Raw genomic sequence first — 22,034 nt, forward strand, 5'->3', positions numbered from 1 at the left:
CAGCGATGAAAGTGGGCGATCCAGCCGTGACGAGCCAGGGGACGGGCGAGGGGGAGTTCGGAGCCAACCAATGGCTCGTTGACGAGCTCTACCAGCAGTACCGGGTAGACAAGAACGCCGTCGACAAGGAATGGTGGCCGATTCTCGAGGCCTACCAGCCACCGGCGGCCACAGGCGGGAACGCGACGGATGCCGCCGCTCCGCAGGCACAGGATCAGGCAGTGCGATCGGCCGCCGCCACATCGAGCCCGCCGACTGCGCCGATTCCGGTCATAGGGAACAAGCCCGTCGCGAAGACCACGAACAAGCCGGCGGCCGCGACTCCCATCCCGTCAGAGGCACCGCGCAAGAAGGCCGAGACCGAGCCGGTCGAAGCCGGTGAAGACACCGTCACCGCGCTGAAGGGCATGACGAAGGCACTCGCGCGCAACATGGACGAGTCGCTGACCGTCCCGACGGCGACGAGCGTGCGAACGATCCCGGCGAAGCTGATGATCGACAACCGCATCGTCATCAACAACCACATGGCCCGCAGCCGCGGCGGCAAGGTCAGCTTCACCCACGTCATCGGGTGGGCCCTGATCCAGGCGCTGAAGGCGTTCCCCAGCCAGAACGTGTTCTACGCCGAGGTCGACGGCAAGCCCAGTGTTGTCGCCCCCGCGCACATCAACCTGGGCATCGCGATCGACCTGCCCAGGCCCGACGGCACGCGTGCGCTGATGGTGCCGAGCATCAAGAAGGCCGAGACGCTCTCGTTCAACGAGTACCTCGAGGCCTATGAGGATCTGGTCGGCCGCGCCCGCGCCAACAAGCTCGGCGCGTCGGACTTCGCGAACACCACCGTTTCGCTGACCAACCCCGGCGGCATCGGCACGGTGCACTCCGTGCCGCGGCTGATGAAGGGCCAGGGCTGCATCATCGGCGCCGGCGCCCTCGACTATCCGGCAGAGTTCGCCGGCTCGAACCCCCGCACGCTGAACGAGTTGGCGATCGGCAAGACGATCACGCTGACCAGCACCTACGACCACCGTGTGATCCAGGGCGCTGGCTCTGGTGAGTTCCTCAAGATCGTGCACGAGCTGCTGACGGGCAAGAACGGGTTCTACGAGGACATCTTCGCGGCGCTGCGCATCCCGTACGCGCCGATCCGCTGGAACGCCGACGTCTCGGTCGACCTCTCGCAGCGCGTCGACAAGACCTCGCGCGTGCAGGAACTGATCAACGCCTACCGCGTGCGCGGCCATCTGATGGCCGACATCGACCCGCTGGCCTACGTGCAGCGCGAGCACCACGACCTCGAGATCGAGTCGCACGGCCTCAGCTTCTGGGATCTCGAGCGCGAGTTCATCACCAACGGCTTCACCGGCAAGCGCCAGGCGAAGCTGCGCGACATCCTCGGCGTGCTGCGCGATTCGTACTGCCGCACGATCGGCTACGAGTACATGCACATCTCCGACTACGAGCAGCGCGAGTGGTTCCAGGAGAAGGTCGAGCGAGGCTATGAGAAGGCCGACCACGACGACCAGCTGCGCATCCTCAGCAAGCTGAACGAGGCCGAGGCGTTCGAGACCTTCCTGCAGACGAAGTATGTCGGACAGAAGCGGTTCTCGCTCGAAGGCGGGGAGTCGCTGATCCCGCTGCTCGATCGTGTGCTCGACGGTGCCGCCGATGCCGGTCTCGTCGGCGCCGCGATCGGTATGGCCCACCGTGGCCGCCTCAACGTGCTGACGAACATCGCGGGCAAGAGCTACGCCGATGTGTTCAGCGAGTTCGAAGGCGCGCTGCCCGGCAACAAGCGCGGTTCGGGTGACGTGAAGTACCACCTCGGCACCGAGGGAACCTTCCACGCGCACAGCGGCAAGGAGCTCGCGCTGCATCTCGCTGCCAACCCGTCGCACCTCGAGACCGTCAACGGCGTGCTCGAGGGGATCGTGCGCGCCAAACAGGATCGCGACGCCCCCGGTTCGTTCAAATGGCTCCCGATCCTGGTGCACGGCGATGCGGCCTTCGCCGGACAGGGCGTCGTGTTCGAGACGCTGCAGATGTCGCTGCTGCGCGGCTACCGCACCGGTGGCACGGTTCACATCATCGTGAACAACCAGGTCGGTTTCACCACCCTGCCGAACGATTCGCGCAGCTCGACGTACGCGACCGACGTCGCCAAGTCGGTCCACGCCCCCGTGCTTCACGTGAACGGCGACGACCCCGAGGCCGTCGTGAGGGCCGCCGAGATGGCCGTGGAGTATCGCCAGAGGTTCCACCGCGACATCGTGCTCGATCTGGTCTGCTACCGCCGTCGCGGTCACAACGAAGGCGACGACCCGGCGATGACGCAACCGCTGATGACGCGCCTCATCGAGGCGAAGCGGTCGACCCGCAGTCTGTACACGGATGCGCTCATCGGTCGCGGCGACATCACCGAGCAGGAGTACGAGGAGGCCAAGGCCGACTTCCAGCGTCGCCTCGAGGTCGCCTTCGCGGAGACGCACGAGGCGGAGACCGGATCGACGCCCGTGGTCGCGCCGCAGATGCCGGCCGCGGAGGTCGAAGGCGTTCCGGAGATCACGGGCGTTCCGGCTGCCGTGCTCGAGCAGATCGGCGACGCGCATGCGAACAAGCCCGAGGGCTTCACGGTGCACCGGAAGCTGCAGCAGCTGATCGACAAACGCGTGGAGATGAGCCGCAGCGGCAAGATCGACTGGGCGTTCGGCGAGCTGCTCGCCTTCGGCTCGCTCCTGCTCGAGGGCACCCCGGTGCGCCTCGCCGGCCAGGATTCGCGCCGCGGCACCTTCACCCAGCGCCACGCCGTCTTCCACGACCGTGCGAACGGCAAGGAATGGCTCCCGCTGAGCAACCTCTCCGAGGGTCAGGGTCGTTTCTTCGTCTACGACTCGCTGCTCAGCGAGTACGCCGCGCTCGCCTATGAGTACGGATACTCGGTCGAGGACGAGAACGCACTCGTGATGTGGGAGGCGCAGTTCGGCGACTTCGTCAACGGCGCGCAGTCGGTGATCGATGAGTACGTCTCGGCCGCCGAGCAGAAGTGGGGCCAGCACTCCAGCGTCGTGCTGGCGCTCCCCCACGGCTACGAGGGACAGGGGCCCGACCATTCGTCGGCGCGCATCGAGCGATTCCTGCAGCTGTGCGCACAGGACAACATGACTGTCGCACGACCTTCGACGCCTGCGTCGTACTTCCACCTCCTGCGCCGTCAGGCCTACGCCCGCCCGCGCCGGCCTCTCGTGGTATTCACTCCGAAGGCGATGCTGCGCCTGCGGGATGCGACCAGCGGCATCTCCGATTTCACCCAGGGCGCCTTCCAGCCGGTGCTCGACGACGACAGCGGCGCCGACAAGTCGGCGGTGAAGAAGGTTCTGATGCACTCGGGCAAGATCCATTGGGATCTGCGTGCCGAACTCGACAAGAACCCGAACCCGGAGATCGCTCTGGTCAGACTCGAGCAGCTCTACCCGGCACCGAAGCAGGAGCTCAAGGCCGTGCTGCAGCAGTACCCGAACGCCGAGTTGGTGTGGGTGCAGGATGAGCCGGAGAACCAGGGCGCGTGGCCGTACATCGCACTCGCCCTCAGCCGCAACCTCGGCACCACCGACGGCGTGAGCGTCGTCTCCCGCGCCGCGGCTGCATCTCCTGCGACCGGCTCGTCGAAGGTGCACGCCATCGAGCACGCCGAGCTGCTCAGCCGCGCACTGGCCTGATCAGCAGCACAGAAGAACGGCGGCCTCGGATGGACATCCGGGGCCGCCGTTTCGTCGCGCGGCGTCCGACTACATCTGCGGGCTGACTGCGGTGACCAAGACGGTTTCCGCGCCGCCCGGAGAACACTCCTGAAGCTCTGCGGAGGCATCCTCCCATGGGATCTCCTCCTGCCCACCGCCGTACTGCACCTCACCGCCGATGGTCTCCGAGTCATAGCCGGGGATCTCCAGGCCTCCGTCCCCGTCGATGCTCGAACCCGCAGGGACCACGAGGATGCGGTCGTCGAGCGTGACGCAGTTCTGCTCATTCACGCCGAGCGTTCCGCTCACGATCGCCTCGAATCCGGCGCCGTTCGTGTTCTCGCTGAGCACCAGCGTGACCTCGGGCTCCTCGGCGGCGTCATCCGACGGGGAACCCGCCGGCGAAGTCTCGGTGGCACATGACGCGAGCGCGACGACACCTGCCACGGTCAGTCCGTACAGAAAGATCCTGTTCATCTCGGTTCTCCTCTGTCTCAGAAGATGAAGCTGTGGTGCGGGGCTCGGGCTGGGCGCAGGGCGGCGTCGATCCTCGCCAACGCCGGCTGCTCGCCCGAGACGCGACCGGCTTCGGCGAGCACCTGCAGGGACGCGCCGCCCAGATAGACCGCAGACAGCTCGGCGACGCCGAGCTCGACATCCGGATCCATCTCGCTCGGGAACACGCGCGCCGTGCCTGCCTCGACCTCGACCCGCCACGTGCCGTCGGCGAAGCCGAGCGGATCGTGCACCCGCAGCACGCCTGAGGCGTTGACCGCATGCGTCGAGCCCTCGCCTGCGTAGGTGCGCCCCTCCAGCGCCCGAGGCAGGTCGAGGATGCGCAGCCAGACGAGATCGCTTGCGTGCTGGGTGATCGCGTGCGGATCGGCGACGAGCCATGGCAGCGCACCGTCGATCGGCTGCAGATCGGCTGTCACGGTCGTGACCAGGTCGTGGCTCAGCGCAAACCGCCACAGCGCGGCGTAGGCGTCGGCCGTCGCGGCCTCGACGTGGCCGATCTTGAGCGTGTGCCTGGTGAAGTCCGCTGCGTCCTCGATCAGGCGATACGACATCGCGCCCACGACGCGACCGTCCGCGTCCCTGGCGACGACGCCGCGCTCCTTCTCACCGTCGGAGATGCTGGGGTGCACACCGGCGAACTGCTGCCAGCGGCCGGGCCAGCCCGGAATCCTGCCGTCGCGGCGGGTGCGACCAGCCGCTTCGGCGAATGCTGAGGCGATCTCCGTGCGCGGCGCGTAGCTCACCACGGCCTGCGGCACGAGGCTCCCCCACCCAGCGCGGATCGTGTCGACGGACACGGTGGCGGCCGGCACGGCCGGGCCGAAGCCGTAGCGGCCGTAGATCGTTCCCTCTGAGACGGTGAGACCGGCGATGGCGATTCCGGCTTCCGACGCCGCGCGCAGCTCGCCCTCCAGCATCGCCCGCGCGATGCCGCGGCGGCGATGGGTGCCCGCCACCGTGACGTCGCTGATCGCCCACATGTCGATCTCACCGCCCGGCACGGTCAGCGGCGTCGCCCACGAGCCGACGGTGCCGACGGGGTATCCGTCCGACGCGGCCGCGTCGTACACGCCGATCAGCCGCTCGGTGCGCTGCGACTTCTTCTCGCGCCCCGCCTCGATCTCCTTCTCACCGGGTTCGGCGCCGAGGAAGCCGCGCGCGACCGCGCGGTAGTAGTCGGAGAATTCGTCGCCGTCGAGCGGGACGGCGCGGTAGATCAGTCCGCTCTCGGCGAGCCGCTCGGACGAGGTGGTGTCGACACGGACCTGACGGGCATCGATGCTGCTCATGCTCTCAGCCTACGGTCCCACTCGCCTCTTTTGCGGGCGCCGAGCCCTTCCTCACATCCTGCGCCGCATCTGCTCGCCCGACGGCGCCTCGAACCTGCGACCCCATCCGGTGGCGATCGCCACGATCATGACGACCGTGAGCGCCAGCGGGTAGACGCAGCCGACGAAGATCGCGGCGGGCGGCAGCTCGGTGAGCGTCGCGGCGATGAACACGAAGGCGCTCAGCAGCGGCACGACGCAGCTGAGCCCCATCGCGAAGCAGTCCATGATGTTCGCCCTGCGGTACGGGTGAAGGCCAACGGCCGCACCGATCCGGTCGACGATGGGTCCGAAGGTCGCCATCGCCGCACTGTTCACCCCGCCGTAGGCGACGGTGACGAGGCTGGTGCCGAGTGCGATGACCGTCTCGGCACCGGCAGGTGTCGCCGCGAGCCGACTGCCAGCCAGCGCGCGGGTGGTGCGTTCGATCACGCCCGAGGAGATCAGCACCCCCATGATGCCGAACACGGCCAGCACGAGGGCGATCGTCGGCAGGATCGCCGCGAGCCCGCCGACGAGGAAGCCCGCCGCGTTGCCCTCGCCGTCGAGGCCGAGGATCGATGCCGGCTCGAGCAGCCCCGCGGCGAGCGCCGTGATCGTGCCGACCACGAGGCCTGCTGTGATGGCCACGAACATGCTGCGCATCGCGATCGCGACGATCAGCATGACGGCCACAGGAATCAGCATCAGCAGGCCGGTCGGGTCACCAGCCGCCTCCGGCGCGTCGTCCGCACCTGAGACCAGCCCCGCCATGACGAAGACCACGAGTGCGACCGCGGCCGCGGTGAGCGCGTATCGCGCACGCGCGCGCACCACACCCGCGATGTCGGCCGCGGCGCCCGAGACGCGGAAGCGCTGGCTTGATGCGGAGATGATCGTCGTGTCGCTGATGGGTGCGAGGTGATCGCCGAAGATCGCGCCGGACACGATCGCACCGGCCAGCAGCGCCTCCGGTGCGCCCAGCGCGACGCCTGCCGTGTACAGCACCGGGAAGATCGTGAACATCGTGCCGATGGACGACCCCGTGGACAGCGCGACCAGGCACGTGACGACGAAGGTGAACGGCAGAAAGACCGCCCCGCTCACCCCCAGTGATGTCGCCACCCACACCATGCCCTCGGCGAGCCCGGTCGTCTTGATCAGCTGCGCGTACATGCCGACGACGGCGAGGATCGTCACGATCGTCACCGACGATGAGCTTCCCACCCCGCGGAAGACGGCGTTCCAGTACGACTCCTGCGATCGGGCGAACAGCGATCCGACCAGCAGCCCGATCAGCGCGCCGGCCGTGAGTGCGAGGAAGTCGAAGGTCTGCAGCCCTGCGAAGTACCATACGGCGACGCCGACGAACACGGCCAGCGGCACGAGCGCGACGCCCCACCCGCCGCGGAGGGCAAGCTGCTCCCTCGCGGTGTACTCGGTGGTCTGGGAGTCGATCTTCGCGGCCATGGGCATTCCTCGGTCAGGGGCGGGAGAGCAGGGGCAGGACTCGCTCACCGATCAGAGCGATGCCGACGGCGCCGTCATGCAGCCCCTGCGGTGTGCCGAACTCTACTCGATCGACACCGGCGTCGATGAGCGCCTGTGCGTGCGCTGCGACCTGCTCGGGCGTTCCGGAGAAGGCGAAGCGGTCGAGCAGTTCGTCGGGGATGAGCGCGCCGGCGGCCTCGTGGGCTCCGGATGCGACCAGCTCCCGCACGCGCACGGCCAGGTCATCCGGGATCTCGACCGTCGGGTCGAGCGCGCCGATCGCGTCGAGGTACATCGCGACCTCGCGCCGTGCCGCCGTCCTGGCCGCCTGCCCGTCCTCGTCGACGACGGTCACCGCGCCGAACACGAGTCGCACATCGTCGCCCGACCTTCCGGCCCCGCGTGCCCCCGCATCGAGACGCTCCCGCATCACGGCGACGAGGTCGGGGTTCGCCGCCCCGCCGACCTTGTGCTCGTCGGCGATGCGGCCTGCCAGCCCGACGCCCATCGGGCCCCAGGCACCGATCAGAAGCGGCGCGGTCTCCCGCACGAGCGGATAGCGCAGGCGCACGCCGGGCTGCAGCGGATAGAACTCGCTCTCGAAGCCCGCGCCGTCTCCGCGCATCAGGGCCCGGATGTGCCCCGCTGCCTCGCGCAGGCGGGCGACGGGGCGATCCTGCGCCACACCGATCGCGTCGAGCCACGTGCCCTTCGCCAGACCGAGATACGCGCGCCCACCGCTTTCGGCGTCGATGGCGGCGAACTGCCCGGCGATCTCGTAGGGGTGCAGCGTGAACGGGTTCCAGCATGCGGCGCCGAGCCTCACCGTGCTCGTCGCGCGCGCGATCTCCAGCAGTGCCGCGACGGGAGGCTGGAAGAGCAGGTCGCTGAACACGCTGACCACGTCGATGCCGGCTCTCTCAGCGAGCGCAGCCAACTCGCCGTATCTGCCCGGTGCCTTGTCCGATTGCAGCCCGATGCCGATCTCAACCGGTTTGCGGATCACGTGAGATCCTCGGAGCGCATCTCGCGCAGCCGTCCGCGCTCGATCCGCATGATGAGCCGTTCATCGGGGTCGGGGCATGCCACGAACTGATCCCGCTCGAGCCAGTCGCCCTCGGGGAGCACGCGCTGCTTGGCCGGCACCAGCGGCAGCACGGCCTGCAGCGCGTACAGGCAGAAGTGACCACGGGTCGTCAGACGCGACGATTCGGTGACCTCGAAGCTGTCGCCCTGCGCCATTCCGCACACCGATCGCCCCTCGATCCGGTCGACGACCACCCTGATGTCGTAGAGCGACATGTCGGGGCCGCCCGCCTCATCCGGAGCGCTGCCGATGTTCTGTGCCGCCATCGCTCCAGCCTACGCGCGCGGCGGGTTCAGCTATGGATATGGGCCGCCTGGGCTGCTCTGATGCTCGCGAGCACCTTTCGCCGCACGTCTTCCGGCGCCGCTTCCTTGCACGCGCGCTGCACAGCGTCTGTGAGCGTGCGGGCGACGAGCGCCTCGCTCTGGCAGCCCTCGCATCCGTCGATGTGCTCTCGGATGTCGCTCTGCTCGGTCTTGCAGATCTCGTTGCGCAGATACTCCTCGAGGTCCGCCCGCGCCCTGTCACAACCGCAGTCGGTCATTTCTTCGCTCCTGTCGTGGCGGCCTGGATTCCTCGCTCGGCCGCATAGTCCTTCAGCTGGTCCCGCAGCAGCCGCCTGCCCCTATGCAGTCGGCTCATCACGGTTCCGATCGGTGTCTTCATGATGTCGGCGATCTCCTGGTACGCGAAACCCTCGACGTCTGCGAGGTAGACCGCCATCCGGAAGTCATCCGGAAGCGACTGCAGTGCGTCCTTGACGGCCGAGGCGGGCATCCGGTCGATTGCTTCGGCCTCCGCGGAGCGGCTGCTGCGCGCGGTGGTCGACTCCGCGCCGCCGAGCTGCCAGTCCTCCAGCTCGTCGATCGTGCCCTGATACGGCTCGCGCTGCTTCTTGCGGTACGTGTTGATGTACGTGTTCGTGAGAATGCGGTACAGCCACGCCTTCAGATTCGTGCCCTGCCTGAACGAGGCCCACGAGGAGAAGGCCTTCACGAAGGTCTCCTGCACGAGGTCGGCGGCGTCGGCGGGGTTGCGCGCCATGCGCATCGCCGCGCCGTACAGCTGGTCCATGAAGGGCAGCGCCTGCTCCTCGAACTGCGCACGCGCAATCGCTGCGGTTGCGGCGCTCTCCGCAGGTGGCGCTGTCTGGTGCTCATCCATCCCGCCCCAGTGTAGGGCGCGCGACTCCGAGACGAGTGGGGGTGCCGTTGCCGTCAGCATCCGATCCTCTCCGACCGTCTTCTCCCCCGGTTGCTATCGATGGAGTCGTGCGGTCTTTACTAAGGTGGAACCGATGAGCGCGAATGCATATTCCCCCGACGGCACCGCCCCGCCCAGGGGTGCGTTCACCGCGCCGGGAGCCGACGACGCCGTCGAGGCCACGCTGACCATTCCCGGGTCGAAGTCGCTGACCAACCGCGAGCTGGTGCTGGCCGCGCTCGCCGAGGGGCCGAGCCGGATCTCCGGGCCGCTGCCGTCTCAGGATTCCGACCGGATGATCGAGTCGCTGCGAGCGCTCGGCGTCGGCATCGAGGCCGTCGAAGGCGAGAGCGAGTTCGGCGACGATCTGGTCGTGACGCCGACGCCGCTGACCGGTGGCACCGTCGACTGCGGCCAGGCGGGCACGGTGATGCGCTTCGTCGCGCCGCTGGCGGGGCTCGCAACCGGCGAGGTGCTCGTGACGGCCCACGAGACGGCCCTGCATCGGCCGATGGGCGAGATGATCAAGGCGCTGCGCGACCTCAGGGTCGACATCGACGACGGCGGCAGCTGGTCGCTGCCGTTCACGGTGATGGGCCACGGGCAGATCCGCGGCGGCGAGCTCGAGATCGACGCGTCGACGTCGAGCCAGTTCGTCTCAGGCCTGCTGCTGGCCGCTCCCCGATTCGACGTCGGCCTGCATCTGCGGCACACCGGAGATCGACTGCCGAGCATCCCGCACATCGAGATGACCGTCGAGACGCTCGCCCGTCGAGGCGTGCACGTCGAGAAGCCATCGCCGGGCGAGTGGATCGTGCCGCCGGTGCACCCCCGCGCCAAGGACGTGCGCGTCGAACCCGATCTGTCGAATGCCGCGCCGTTCCTGGCAGCCGCCGTGCTGACGGGCGGCAGCGTGACGATCACGGACTGGCCACCGCACTCGACCCAGCCCGGCGCGCACCTGACCGAGATTCTGCAGCGGTTCGGAGCGCGCACGAGCCGGCGCGGCGGCGCGCTGACGGTCACGGGCGGATCGACGATCAACGGCGTCGATCTCGATCTCTCGGCCGTCAGCGAGCTGACTCCGACGCTCGTCGGCGTCGCGATGTTCGCCGACGAACCGTCGACATTCCACGGCATCGGCCACATCCGAGGCCACGAGACCGACCGGATCGCGGCGCTCGCGCACAACGTGGCGGCACTCGGCGGCCAGGCGGAGGAGCTGGCCGACGGCATCCGAATCTTCCCCGGCCCGCTGCACGGCGGCATGTGGGGGGCGTTCCACGACCATCGCATCGCGACGACCGGCGCCCTCGTCGGTCTGCGCGTGCCGGGCGTCGTCATCGACGAGATCGGCGCCACGGCGAAGACCCTTCCGCAGTTCACGCAGCTGTGGTCACGGATGCTGGCCGGCGTGTGAGCGGGAGGCGGCGCAGGTGAGCTGGTTCGGCGACGTCGACGAGGACGACGACGAGGGCTACGACGAGTCCGATGTGCGGGTGCGGCCGAACCCGAAGGCGAACCGTCCGCGCACCAAGCGGCGACCCGCGCACGAGAGCGCGCAGATCGCGCGCGTGCTCGGCGTCGACCGCGGGCGCTACACGGTGCTCGTCCGCGAAGGCCGCGGTGATGAGCGCGAGGTGATCGCGACCAGAGCCCGCGAACTGCGCAAGACGCCGATCGTCACGGGCGACAGCGCGCGCGTCGTCGGCGATCTCACCGGCGACGCCGGCACGCTGTGCCGCATCGTCGGCATCGAGGATCGCACGTCGCTGCTGCGGCGCAGCGCTGACGACACCGACCAGGTCGAACGAGTCATCGTCGCCAACGCCGACCAGATGCTGCTCGTGGTCGCCGCGGCCGATCCCGAGCCCCGCCCTCGCCTGGTCGACCGCTACCTGATCGCGGCACTCGATGCGGGACTGCGGCCGCTGATGGTGATCACGAAGACCGACCTGGCCGACCCGTCCAGCTTCCTCGAGCACTTCTCCGGACTGGCCGATCTGCGTGTGTTCCTCTCGTCCCAGGACGAACCGCCGGTCGACGAGATCGGGGCTTCCCTCGTCGGACGCACCACGGTGTTCGTCGGGCACTCCGGCGTCGGCAAGTCCACGCTTGTGAACGCCCTCGTGCCCGGCGCCGACCGCGCGACGGGGCACGTGAACGAGGTGACCGGACGCGGGCGGCACACGTCGTCGTCCACCGTGTCGCTGCGCTATCGCTCCGATGCCGGATCCGGATGGGTGATCGACACCCCCGGGGTGCGGTCGTTCGGGCTGGGGCACGTCGACACGGAGAACATCCTGCGCGCGTACCCCGACCTCGCCGCCGTCGCCGAGGAATGCCCGCGCGGCTGCTCACACCTGCCGGATGCGCCAGACTGCGCGCTCAACGAGGCGGTGGAAGCCGGAACGCTCCCCGCCGCACGCCTGGACTCGCTGCAGCGTCTGCTCGCCACCTTCGAGGGGCGCCAGGACTGGTAGAGCGCGGCTGCCGAGCTGCAAGTCACGGACAGTTGCGGACCTGACACCATGCCGATGAGCCCTCTGTGCCGTCGCTGTACCGGACGGTGACGGTCGAGTTCGATAGGTTGAGATTCAGCAGATTCGTTCTGCTGGAGGCCTTGCCCCGACCATCGCTCCCGAACGTCATGCTCCCGAGGGATTTGCTTCCGATCGTCACGCTAGCCGTGGAGCCAGGCTCGCCCTTGGCTTCAACAGTGACCGGCGCAAGGAGCGCGAGGACAGCGCCGTCAACATCAAGTATCTGAATGTCGGCCGGCACCGCCACGGGCGGATCCGGTTTCGTCGGCGGGTCCGGCTGGGTCGGAGTGTCGTCGCCGCTCCCGTCCGAGTCGTCGCCGCCATCGCCCGACCCGCCGCCGTCACCAGAACCACCATCGCCCGACCCACCGTCTCCGGAGCCACCGTCTCCGGAACCGCCACCGCCGTTGCCGCCGTCACCCGAACCGCCGCCGTTTCCACCGTCGCCGGAGCCGCCGTCACCCGAACCGCCGCCGTCGCCCGAACCCGAGCCGCCGTTTCCACCGCCGGATGAGTCACCACCGTTGCCACTCGACCCAGAGCCGCCCGTGCCCGATCCACCGCTGCCAGATGCCCCCGAACCTCCGGTGCCCGAGGCCCCGTCATCGTTCGACGAGCTGGCGTTCCCCGGTGCGTCATCGCCTCCAGTCGAGCCGTCGGCGCTCCCGCCTGACCCCTTCTCAGAGTTGACGCCGGGCGAGATCGTCCCTGAGCCGCCTCCGGATTCCTGCTCAGGCGCGTGCTTGATGCCGTCGGCGAAATTCAGCAGGAAGTTGTCCTCGGCCGTGGCCGTGCCGTACTCCCCCGGCGCCGCGCTCATGCTGTCGGCGGGATCGACCTCGGAGGCCGTGGGCTCGAAGTTCGGATTGTGGTAGGCACCGACCGCGTCGACGGCCAGGTTCGCCACGAGCGCTACGGCGACCGCCCCGGCGAACACACCGGCAGCCGACCGGATGCCATGCCCTGCCGCCGATCCGTCGGTGCGGACGGACTGCGCGGCGGGCAGCTTCGCCGCAGCCGCACCCGCGGCGGGTGCGTGCAGCGGAGGCGCCAACGGCTGCGGTGCACCGGCTGGCGGCGCGCTCGACTTCTCTGCGCCGGATGCCGACGACTCGGTTCTGGTCATTCGAAGTTCCCCAGCAGGTTCCGGATGGCGCCGCTTCCGGCCATCCCTTGTCCCAGGATACGGGAGTACCCGTCGTTCTGGCGAGATGTCGGCCATCCGGGCGCCCGGAGGCACCAGGATCCGGACGCGGTGCGCGGCGTCAGTGCGCCGCGTTGCCCTCGATATAGGCACGCAGCGCCTGCTCGTCGCCCGGCATTTCGACAACGGTCTGCTCAGCGGAGAGCATGGCGCGGAGCTCATCGGACAACGGCAGCTCGACGCCGATCGCCTCGGTGATCGTCTCCTGGAACTTCTCCGGCTTCGCGGTCTCCAGCACGAGCATCGGCACGCCGTCCTCGACGTATTCGCGCGCGACCTTCACGCCGTCCGCCGTGTGCGGGTCGACGATCTCACCCGTCGCCTCGTGCACCGCGCGGATCGTCGCGAGCCGGTCGGCGTGAGTCGAGGTCCCGCTGAAGAAGCCGAACTCGCCCTTCAGCCGCGGCAGCTCGGCTGTCAGGTCGAGCGCGCCCGTCTCGTCGAGCTCGCGCCACGCGGCCTTCATGCGCTCAGCGTCGCGGTCGAGCAGGTCGAACAGGAAGCGCTCGAGGTTCGACGCCTTCGAGATGTCCATCGACGGGCTCGATGTCGCGAGCGTCTGCTCGGCCGACCTCGGCCGATACACCCCGGTGCGGAAGAACTCGTCGAGCACGTTGTTCTCGTTCGCGGCGAGTACGAGGCGCCGGATCGGCACGCCCATCCCCTTCGCGAAGTAGCCGGCGAGGATGTTCCCGAAGTTCCCCGATGGCACGGTCACGGAGACCTCGAACGCCTCCCTGGCGTCGACGTCGGCGGAATCGCTCGCACGCAGCCATGCCCACACGTAGTAGACGACCTGCGAGGTGATGCGAGCCAGGTTGATCGAGTTGACCGCCCCGAGGTTCTGCGCGCGCTTGAACTCGAGGTCGCCCGCGAGCGCCTTGACGAGGTTCTGCGCGTCGTCGAAGACGCCGCCGATGGCGATGTTGTGGATGTTCTCATCGGTCAGCGAGTACATCTGCGCCCGCTGGAAGGCGCTCATCCGGCCCTGCGGCGAGAGCATGAAGACCGTGATGCGGTCCTTGCCGCGGAACGCGTGCTCCGCCGCCGATCCGGTGTCGCCCGACGTCGCGCCCAGGATGTTCAGGGTCGTTCCCCGCCGCTCCAGTGCGTACTCGACGACCTCGCCGAGGAACTGCATCGCCATGTCCTTGAAGGCCAGCGTCGGGCCTTCGCTCAGCCCGACGAGCGTGAGACCGCCGTCGATGTCGCGCAGCGGCGCGATGCCGTCGGGGAAGTTCTGCGGCCCGTAGGCCCGCCCGCACATCTCGGCGAGGTCATCGCGCGGGATGTCGGTCGCGAACAGGCCGAGCACTTCGGTCGCCAGCTCCGCGTAGTCGAGCCCGCGCCAGACCTCCAGCTGCTCCGCGTCGATGCGGGGCAGCTGCGTCGGCACCGCGAGGCCGCCGTCGGGGGCGAGCCCTTCGAGAAGCGTCTCGCAGAAGTCGGTCGGTTCCATGCCGCCACGGGTGGAGATGTACTGCACGGGATGCTCCTCGGGTGTCTGGGGACTGCGTGCGCCTGCGCACCCGTCCATTCTCTCAGGGTCTCGCTCCGCTTCGCACCGGGCGCATCGTGAGCACACGGCGCTGCACGCCGCCCTGCACCTGCCGCGTCGACACGTCTAGCCGAGCATCGCGCGATCGTCGAAGGTCGCGCCCTTGATCCTGCCGAACTCGGCGAGCAGCTGCTCCACTGTGAGCTCGCGCTTGGCGGCTTCGCCGGCCGTGAACACGATCCGCCCCTCGTGCATCATGATGAGGCGGTTGCCGAGCGCGAGCGCCTGCTGCATGTTGTGCGTGACCATCAGCGTGGTCAGCCCGCCCTGTTCTACGATGCGGCCGGTGAGCGAGGTCACCAGCTCGGCGCGCTGCGGGTCGAGGGCGGCGGTGTGCTCGTCGAGCAGCAGGATGCGCGGATGTGTGAACCCCGCCATCAGCAGCGACAGCGCCTGACGCTGACCGCCGGAGAGCAGCCCCACCTTCGCCTTGAGCCGATTCTCGAGGCCGAGTTCGAGCGAACGCAGCTCCTCGACGAAGCGCTCACGCCGGTGCTTCGTCACACCGCGGCCGAGCCCTCGGCGCGCGCCCCGCTTGAGTGCGAGCGACAGGTTCTGCTCGATGGTGAGGTCTGGCGCGGTTCCGGCCATCGGATCCTGGAACACCCTGCCGACGTATCGCGCCCGCCGGTGCTCCCTCAAGCGGTTGACGCGCGTGCCGTCGATCTCGATGTCACCGGAATCCGCCGCGATCCGCCCGGCGACCGCGTTGAGCAGCGTCGACTTGCCCGCGCCGTTCGAGCCGATCACGGTGACGAAGTCGCCCTCGTCGAGCCGCAGGCTGACGTCGTTCAGCGCGCGGCGTTCGTTCACCGATCCGGGGAAGAAGGTCTTGCTGAGACGATCGATTGTGAGCATGTCAGACCCCCGCCTTCTCGGGGGCTGCGGGGTCGGCCTGCGGCGCACGCGTCCGGCCGCCGAACAGATCGCGCCAAGACGGCACGCGCTTCAGGAAGCCCCAGCGCGGCAGCAGCAGCGCCAGCACGACGAGGGCCGCCGTGATGAACTTCATGTCGTTGGGGTTCAGGCCCACGTGCAACGCGGCGAAGATGATGATCCGGTAGAGCACTGCGCCGACGACGACGGCGAGACTCGCCATGAAGATGAATCGCTGGCCGAGCACCGCCTGGCCGAGGATCACCGACGCCAGGCCGACCAGGATCAGGCCGATGCCCATGCTGATGTCGGCGAAGCCCTGGTACTGGGCGACGAGCGCCCCACACAGCCCGACGAGGCCGTTGGAGAGCGCCAGCGTGAGGATCGTCGTGCCGTCGGTGTTCGCACCGAGGCTGCCGATCATCTGCTTGTTGTTGCCCGTGGCCTGGATCGCCAGCCCGAGATCGGTCGAGAGGAACCAGTCGACGATGAGCTTCAGGATGAAGACCGCGCCGACGAAGATGAGCACGCCCATCCAGGTGCGCCCGAGCAGCTGTGCATCGTGCAGCGGCGTCATCAGCGTCTCTTCGCGCAGCAGCGGCACGTTGGCGCCGCCCATGATGCGCAGGTTCACCGACCACAGCGCGATCATGGTGAGGATTCCCGCCAGCAGACCGTCGATGCGCCCCTTGGTGTGCAGCACACCGGTGATCGCACCGGCGACCAGGCCGGCTCCGCCTGCCGCGAGGGTCGCCAGGATGGGGTCCTGCCCGCCCGTGATCATCGCCGCGGCGACTGCGGCGCCCGTTGTGAAACTGCCGTCGACCGTGAGGTCGGGGAACTGCAGCACGCGGAACGTCAGGTAGACGCCCAGTGCCATGACCCCGTAGATGAGGCCGAGCTCGACCGCTCCGATCATGCGCGACTACTCGATGGTCTGGTCGGCGCGGTCGACGACCGAGGCCGGCAGTTCCACGCCCATCCGCTCCGCGGCGGCCGGGTTGATGATCAGCTCGACGTCGTTCGACGTCTCGACCGGCATCTCTGCCGGGTCATCGCCGTCCTGCAGTATGCGGACAGCCATCTCTCCCGTCTGGTAGCCGAGCTTGGAGTAGTCGATCCCGAGGGTCGCGATCGCGCCGCCCTCGACAGGGCCGGAGTCGCCGCTGATGACCGGGATCTGGCTCTGCTCGGCGACCTGGATCAGCGCGGCGATGCCCGACACGACCGTGTTGTCGGTCGGCACGTAGAACGCGTCGACGCCCTCGAGCGACTGCGCGGCCTGCTGCACCTCTGCCGAGTTCGAGACCGTGGCCTCCTCGATCGTGAGGCCGAGCTCGCTGGCTGCTTCCTTCGCGAGCTCCACCTGCACCTCGGAGTTGACCTCACCCGAGCTGTAGACGATGCCGACGGTCTTCGCATCCGGCGCGATCTCGGTGAGCAGATCAAGCTGCTCGGCCACGGGGTTCAGGTCGCTCGTGCCCGTGATGTTGGAGCCGGGCGCCTCGTTCGAGTCGACCAGGCCCGCCTCGACCGCGTCGGTGACCGAGGTGAACAGCACCGGGATGTCGATGATCTGCTGTGCGGCAGCCTGTGCCGACGGCGTCGCGTTGGCGAGCACCAGGTCGAGGTCGCCGTCGCCGGCGAACGTCGAGGCGATCGTGTTGGTGTTGGCGACCTCGCCCTGCGCGTTCTGGTCGTCGTACTCGGCGTCGATGCCGGCATCGGCGATCGCTTCCTTGAAGCCCTCGGTTGCCGCGTCGAGCGCGTCGTGCTGCACGAACTGCAGGACGCCGATCTTGAACTGGTCGTCGCCGGATGTTTCGGAGCCGTCGGCCCCTCCCCCGTCGGACGAGCATGCGGTGAGCGCGAGCAGCGCCGTGGCGCCGAGACCGAGAACGGCGAGGCCGCGGGAACGGAGCTGAGACATGTGACTTCCTTGAGACAATCGATGGGACGCGATCCTTGGAATGCTACCCGGTTCCGCCCCTCTCCCGCCGACACCCGGCCCTGCGGCCTCCTGCTTCGAAGCGGGCTAGCGTGGGAATCGTGTTCCACATCGTCTTCTACGAGCCCCGGATTCCTCCGAACACCGGCAACGCCATCCGGATGTCCGCCATCGTCGGCAGCACCCTGCACCTGATCGAGCCGCTCGGCTTCGATCTCTCCGATGCGCAGCTGCGCAGGGCGGGTCTCGACTACCACGATCTCGCGAACGTCGTGGTCCATCCGGACTTCGACGCGGCGGCGGCCCACCTCGCGGAACACGGCTCAGGACGCATCTACGCTTTCACCGGGCACACCACGAACTCCTTCTCCGACGTCGCCTATGAGAAGGGTGACGCGCTGCTGTTCGGGCCGGAGCCGACGGGCCTGCCCGACCACGTGCTGAACGACGAGCGCGTGACGAGGCAGCTGCGCATCCCGATGCAGCCGGGAGTGCGCTCGATGAACCTCTCGAACTCGGCCGCTGTCGCGGTGTTCGAAGCCTGGCGCCAACACGGCTACGCGGGAGGCGTGTAGGGCGCCCACCGGGTCCGTCGGCGGGGGCGTCAGAGCTCCTGCAGATAGCAGAGCATGCGATCCTCCGTGCCGGGCTGGACGTTCACGAACCCGTGCCGCTCGTAGAAGCGCCGTGTGTCGGTGTCCGGCTCGTCGACGTTGATGTGGATCTCTCCGCCGCCGCGTTCGCGCACCTCTTCGATCACGCGGCGCAGGATCGCGGTTCCGATGCGCTGATCGCGGAGCGCGGGCCGCACGTAGAGCTCGTCGAGCACGGCGAGCGGACCGTCGTAGTAGATGGTCGGGCGCAGCGTGATCAGGGCGTAACCGGTGGGATCGTGCTGTCGGCCCGACAGCACGACGAATCCGTCCGTCCCATCGATGATGCGACGGAAGCGGGGAACCAGTTCGTGCAGTTCAGGACACGGCGAGGAGAACTCGGCGTTGAAGTCGGTCTGCATCCGAGCCGCGGCCTCCGCGTCGGAGGATGACGCCAGCCGTGTCTGCGAGAGTTCCATCCCCGCTCAATCGTTCTGCTGGACGATCTGGATCAGATTTCCGCACGTGTCGTCGAAGACGGCGGTCGTCACCGGCCCCATCGTTGTGGGCTCCTGGGTGAAGCGCACGCCGAGGCCGCGGAGCCTGGTGCACTCGGCCTCGATGTCGTCGACGGCGAACTGCGCGAACGGGATGCCATCGGCGACGAGAGCCTGCGTGAAGGGCGCGACCGCGGGGTGCCCGTTGGGCTCGAGCAGCAGTTCCGTCCCGCCGGGTTCGTCGGCGGAAGTGACCGTCAGCCAGCGATCCTCGCCCACAGGAGCATCGTGCTTCGTCACGAACCCGAGGGTGTCGGTATAGAACTTCAGCGCTTTCGCCTGGTTGTCGACGAAGACGCTCGTCATTGCGATTCTCATGGTTGCTCCTGTTCTTCCGCGGGATCGGGCCGAGCCGCGCCGCGCGGCCTGATGGGCCAGCGGCCGACGATCGGTTCCAGCGGTTCGGTATTGAGATGGTGGAACTTGTAGCGGCCCTCGCGCCGGGTCTCGACGAGCCCCGCCGACTCGAGCACGTCGATGTGCTGCGTGATCGCCTGACGCGAGGAGGCGAGACCGTAGTTCGTGGCGAGGCGCCCACAGATCTCGAAAAGCGTCTGCCCGTCCCTCTCGGTCAGCTCATCGAGGATGAGCCTGCGAGTCGAGTCGGCCAGCGCCGTGAACACATCAGCCATGCGGCCACCATATGCAAGCGTTGACTTGCGTGTCAAGAGAACGCGGGATTCGGTGTCGGCGCCGCACACCAAGCTCTCCGTGCGCGGCGCGGGTGCGCGTGTGCTCGCTACGGGGTCAGAACGGGACGTCTGCGGTCGCCGCGTTGGAAGCGGCCAGGGTGGACCAGGTTTGTTTCGCCTTGGCCTTATTGCCGGTGCGGAGGTCGGCCAAAGCACGGCGGGCTCGGGCTCGGGCCTGCGCATCCTCAGGCTCCACCTGACCCCGATGCTCCGCCGGCCCCTTGCTCTCCGGCCGGCCCTGATGCTCCGCGGGCTCCTCATGTCCCACGTCCCCGCGTCGGACGTGCTCGTGTCGGGTGTGGCGCGCGTCTTCGGCATCGACGAATCGCACCACCGGTGCCGGCCGGGTCAGGTACTCCATCCCGGCAGGACTCGTCCAGGTTACCTCCCCTCCGGGATGCAGCACCGGGGTCCAGGCAGACTGGTGCTTGAGCACATGGTGATGGCGACACACGTGCGCGAGGTTCCCGACATCGGTGTCCCCACCGAACGCATAGTCGATGGTGTGGTCGATGTCGGCACCACCCGCGGTGCGGGTGCAGTGCGGGAACCGACACGTCTCATCCCGCGCCACCAAGAACCGGCGCTGCTCGGCGGTCGGCTTGTACCGGTCCACGGTCAGCAGCGCACCCGTGTCGGGATGGTGGAATAACCGCACCCAATGCGATGCACCCGCTCCTGCCCCGGCGGCTGCGCGCCGTGCGAAGCTCGCGGCCACCGGCCCATACCCGGCCAGATCCGCCGGCTCGCCTTCCAACCCCGCGAGCGTCGCCACCGGGATGGTGACATGCACCTTCGCGACGACCGCATCGAGGACGTTCCGCCCGGTCGGATCCGCGACATGGTGCGCATCCGGGGTGCCCGTGAGGAGCAGATCCGCAGTGATGTCGGCACGGATCTGATCGAACGACCGCTCATCGATGATCGGGTTCCCCTCCGCGTCCACCGCGGCAAAATCTGAAACATCGGCGCCGGTGGCGGTGTCGCTGGAGGCGTCCGAGCTGCGGTTGTCACCCGCACTGCCGTCAGTGTCGCTGTCGCTGTTGCGGGCCGCGGCGATACGGCGCGCCATCCGCGTCACACGGTCATGCGCACCGTGCACAGCGATCGCGTCGGAGACCAGGCACAGCTCCGCCATCCCATCATCAAGGTCCCGCACGAACACGCCCCGCTTCCGCCGCGCCTTCTCATGCCGGGCCTCCAACACCTCCGGCTCCAACTCCGCCGCGATCCGCTTCGCGGCCTGCCGCGTGCCCCACACCGTCTTGGCCCGCGCATGCGGGAGAACAAGACGCTCGAACTGTGCCCGCAGGTCATCACCTGCCAAACGGGAACCCTCGGCGACGACGACGGACACACGGTCCGCGTCGATCTCACCCGCGCCGAACGCTTCCTTCACCGCAGGGAACTGGTGCTCCACGCTCCATGCCTCACTCAGATCCGCCTGCACCGCCCGGCGACTCTCCCGCGAGATCGCGGCGATCTCCCCCGTCATCGCCCGCACCGCCGCATCATCTGGCTCCAGCACTGGCTCCCCATCTCGAGTTGCCACGACAGGGACACCCTCCGCGCGAACCTGCTGCCCCTGCGCCACACGCAGCAACAACTCAGTCACAACCGCCCGACTGGCCTGCATCTGCGCGATCACCTGATCGATCTGCCGACGCGTCTGCAGCAGACTCGCCGTGACCTCCGCCTCCCCAGCAGTTGGATCCCACGGCCGCCGCGCGCGCGGCGTGCCTGGCACCGGCGCACCCGGCGCCGCCGCCGCGGGGTCGAGAATCTGCTGGTTGGTCATGACCCCACGATCGCAGTGACCTCCGACATTCCAGCCCTGATCGCGGCACCATTCCGACACATCCGAACGAACGTTATGCAACCGAGACACGCCATCCCGACGCCTCGACGCAGTCGGCCGCGACGGCGCCCTCACAACGGACTCGCATGCCTCGTGCGCCATGCAGGCACGTCGTCAGGCATCGCCCCGACGGCCAGGAACGCCCGCGATGCGGACTCGGCTTGACCGCGGCGGTTCCACCCCTCAACGTCAGGCATCGCCCCGACCTGCGGCGGCCTGCCGGAAGACGTCAAACTGTTCGCCACGTCCAGTCGCGCAGCAGTCCTGAACCTCGATCGACGACATCGCAGTGCTCGGAACTCTGACCGCACAGCGTTTCCCTGCAGGGAACTGCTCGCCGCCCTCGCGCGTCCAGCCGACCAAGTTCGAGCGGCGGGCGATGCCTACAGGATCAGCCCGATCGAGAGCACGACGACAGCGATCAGCGGCAGGGTTCCCTGCTTGAGCGCCGCTCCCCTGTGATCTGACGACGAGACGAACAGCACGAGCGCAGCGGCGAACATCGATCCCGTGCCGGCCAGTGTCAGCGTCACACCGACCACGGGGAAGCCGATAAGCGCGACGATCGCGCCGCCGATCGCCAGAAGAGCGAGGAACAGGTTGTAGAAGCCCTGGTTGAACGCAAGCTGCTTCGTGGCACGCGCCGCCTCGGCGTCCACCGTGCCGAACGTCGCCATCGCGCGCGGGCTCTCCCATGCGACGGACTCGAGATAGAAGATGAACACGTGCAGAAGCGCAGCGAGAGCCGCGACGACGAATCCGGCGATGATCATGATCCTGCCTCTCCCATGGCCGACGGCCACCGTAGCGTGTTCCCTTGACAGGAGATACTGACACGAATCGGCCGGGGAAGCACCGCCC

At 68.4% G+C, this 22,034-nt stretch carries 21 protein-coding genes; 4 read left to right on the forward strand and 17 right to left on the reverse strand.

The genetic code is table 11. The features are described from left to right. Positions 1-5 precede the first annotated feature (5 nt). Entirely contained in the window at positions 6-3,716 is a 3,711-nt protein-coding gene (locus DZG09_RS13535) for a multifunctional oxoglutarate decarboxylase/oxoglutarate dehydrogenase thiamine pyrophosphate-binding subunit/dihydrolipoyllysine-residue succinyltransferase subunit (protein ID WP_119698269.1), read from the forward strand. A gap of 69 nt (positions 3,717-3,785) precedes the next feature. Here DZG09_RS13535 and DZG09_RS13540 read toward each other — a convergent pair whose 3' ends face one another. The 7 genes from DZG09_RS13540 to DZG09_RS13570 are packed head-to-tail and all read right to left on the reverse strand — an operon-like array spanning position 3,786 to position 9,305. Next, positions 3,786-4,214, reverse strand: coding sequence for a hypothetical protein (locus DZG09_RS13540; RefSeq protein ID WP_119698270.1), 429 nt, complete (start codon positions 4,212-4,214; stop codon positions 3,786-3,788). A 17-nt stretch (positions 4,215-4,231) separates the two neighbouring features. Beyond that, a complete protein-coding gene (locus DZG09_RS13545) occupies positions 4,232-5,545 on the reverse strand; it encodes a GNAT family N-acetyltransferase (protein ID WP_119698271.1) in 1,314 nt (437 codons plus the stop codon). 51 nt (positions 5,546-5,596) lie between these two features. Further along, complete coding sequence (locus DZG09_RS13550; RefSeq protein WP_119698272.1) at positions 5,597-7,033, reverse strand: Na+/H+ antiporter NhaC family protein; 1,437 nt, start codon at positions 7,031-7,033, stop codon at positions 5,597-5,599. A 13-nt stretch (positions 7,034-7,046) separates the two neighbouring features. Next, positions 7,047-8,060, reverse strand: a complete 1,014-nt coding sequence (locus DZG09_RS13555; protein ID WP_240424040.1) for an LLM class flavin-dependent oxidoreductase — start codon at positions 8,058-8,060, stop codon at positions 7,047-7,049. After that, complete coding sequence (locus tag DZG09_RS13560) at positions 8,057-8,407, reverse strand: TIGR04076 family protein (RefSeq protein WP_119698273.1); 351 nt, start codon at positions 8,405-8,407, stop codon at positions 8,057-8,059. The genes DZG09_RS13555 and DZG09_RS13560 overlap by 4 nt, the downstream gene beginning before the upstream one ends. 26 nt (positions 8,408-8,433) lie before the next feature. After that, positions 8,434-8,685: a zf-HC2 domain-containing protein gene (locus tag DZG09_RS13565; RefSeq protein WP_119698274.1), complete on the reverse strand. Its 252-nt coding sequence runs from the start codon at positions 8,683-8,685 to the stop codon at positions 8,434-8,436. Beyond that, positions 8,682-9,305 carry a sigma-70 family RNA polymerase sigma factor gene (locus tag DZG09_RS13570; protein WP_240424041.1) on the reverse strand — a complete coding sequence of 208 codons (624 nt, stop codon included), beginning with the start codon at positions 9,303-9,305 and terminating at the stop codon, positions 8,682-8,684. Before DZG09_RS13570 ends, DZG09_RS13565 begins: the two co-directional genes overlap by 4 nt. Positions 9,306-9,438: 133 nt before the next feature. Between DZG09_RS13570 and aroA the strand changes: the two genes are divergently transcribed. Together aroA and rsgA are read left to right on the forward strand one after the other, a co-directional pair. Next, positions 9,439-10,764 carry a 3-phosphoshikimate 1-carboxyvinyltransferase gene (gene aroA, locus DZG09_RS13575; protein ID WP_119698275.1) on the forward strand — a complete coding sequence of 442 codons (1,326 nt, stop codon included), beginning with the start codon at positions 9,439-9,441 and terminating at the stop codon, positions 10,762-10,764. 16 nt (positions 10,765-10,780) lie between these two features. After that, entirely contained in the window at positions 10,781-11,827 is a 1,047-nt protein-coding gene (gene rsgA / locus DZG09_RS13580; RefSeq protein ID WP_119698276.1) for a ribosome small subunit-dependent GTPase A, read from the forward strand. 22 nt (positions 11,828-11,849) lie between these two features. Here the strand turns inward: rsgA and DZG09_RS13585 are convergent, their stop codons facing one another. The 5 genes from DZG09_RS13585 to DZG09_RS13605 form a co-directional block, all read right to left on the reverse strand. Beyond that, on the reverse strand, positions 11,850-13,013 hold the full coding sequence (locus DZG09_RS13585; RefSeq protein WP_119698277.1) for a hypothetical protein: 1,164 nt from the start codon (positions 13,011-13,013) through the stop codon (positions 11,850-11,852). A gap of 139 nt (positions 13,014-13,152) precedes the next feature. Continuing rightward, positions 13,153-14,577, reverse strand: a complete 1,425-nt coding sequence (gene thrC, locus DZG09_RS13590) for a threonine synthase (protein WP_119698278.1) — start codon at positions 14,575-14,577, stop codon at positions 13,153-13,155. 138 nt (positions 14,578-14,715) lie between these two features. Next, positions 14,716-15,507, reverse strand: coding sequence for an ABC transporter ATP-binding protein (locus DZG09_RS13595; RefSeq protein WP_119698279.1), 792 nt, complete (start codon positions 15,505-15,507; stop codon positions 14,716-14,718). Between the two features lies 1 nt (position 15,508). Beyond that, entirely contained in the window at positions 15,509-16,444 is a 936-nt protein-coding gene (locus DZG09_RS13600) for an ABC transporter permease (RefSeq protein WP_119698280.1), read from the reverse strand. A 6-nt stretch (positions 16,445-16,450) separates the two neighbouring features. Next, entirely contained in the window at positions 16,451-17,455 is a 1,005-nt protein-coding gene (locus DZG09_RS13605; RefSeq protein ID WP_119698281.1) for an ABC transporter substrate-binding protein, read from the reverse strand. A gap of 119 nt (positions 17,456-17,574) precedes the next feature. Between DZG09_RS13605 and DZG09_RS13610 the strand changes: the two genes are divergently transcribed. After that, positions 17,575-18,048, forward strand: a complete 474-nt coding sequence (locus DZG09_RS13610) for a tRNA (cytidine(34)-2'-O)-methyltransferase (protein ID WP_119698323.1) — start codon at positions 17,575-17,577, stop codon at positions 18,046-18,048. 29 nt (positions 18,049-18,077) lie between these two features. Here the strand turns inward: DZG09_RS13610 and DZG09_RS13615 are convergent, their stop codons facing one another. From DZG09_RS13615 to DZG09_RS13635, 5 genes are all read right to left on the reverse strand, one after another. Beyond that, positions 18,078-18,545, reverse strand: a complete 468-nt coding sequence (locus DZG09_RS13615) for a GNAT family N-acetyltransferase (RefSeq protein WP_119698282.1) — start codon at positions 18,543-18,545, stop codon at positions 18,078-18,080. Between the two features lie 6 nt (positions 18,546-18,551). After that, the gene (locus tag DZG09_RS13620) at positions 18,552-18,941 is read right to left on the reverse strand and encodes a VOC family protein (RefSeq protein WP_119698283.1); all 390 of its coding nucleotides are present in this window, start codon (positions 18,939-18,941) and stop codon (positions 18,552-18,554) included. Continuing rightward, positions 18,938-19,255 (reverse strand): ArsR/SmtB family transcription factor, encoded by a 318-nt coding sequence (locus DZG09_RS13625; RefSeq protein WP_119698284.1) that lies wholly within the window; start codon positions 19,253-19,255, stop codon positions 18,938-18,940. Before DZG09_RS13625 ends, DZG09_RS13620 begins: the two co-directional genes overlap by 4 nt. Before the next feature lie 115 nt (positions 19,256-19,370). After that, positions 19,371-20,963, reverse strand: a complete 1,593-nt coding sequence (locus tag DZG09_RS13630) for an HNH endonuclease signature motif containing protein (protein ID WP_162893319.1) — start codon at positions 20,961-20,963, stop codon at positions 19,371-19,373. A 593-nt stretch (positions 20,964-21,556) separates the two neighbouring features. Then, complete coding sequence (locus DZG09_RS13635; RefSeq protein WP_119698286.1) at positions 21,557-21,946, reverse strand: DUF1304 domain-containing protein; 390 nt, start codon at positions 21,944-21,946, stop codon at positions 21,557-21,559. Positions 21,947-22,034: the final 88 nt, after the last annotated feature.

The organism is Microbacterium halotolerans (assembly GCF_003569805.1).
GTDB classification, from domain to species: domain Bacteria; phylum Actinomycetota; class Actinomycetes; order Actinomycetales; family Microbacteriaceae; genus Microbacterium; species Microbacterium halotolerans.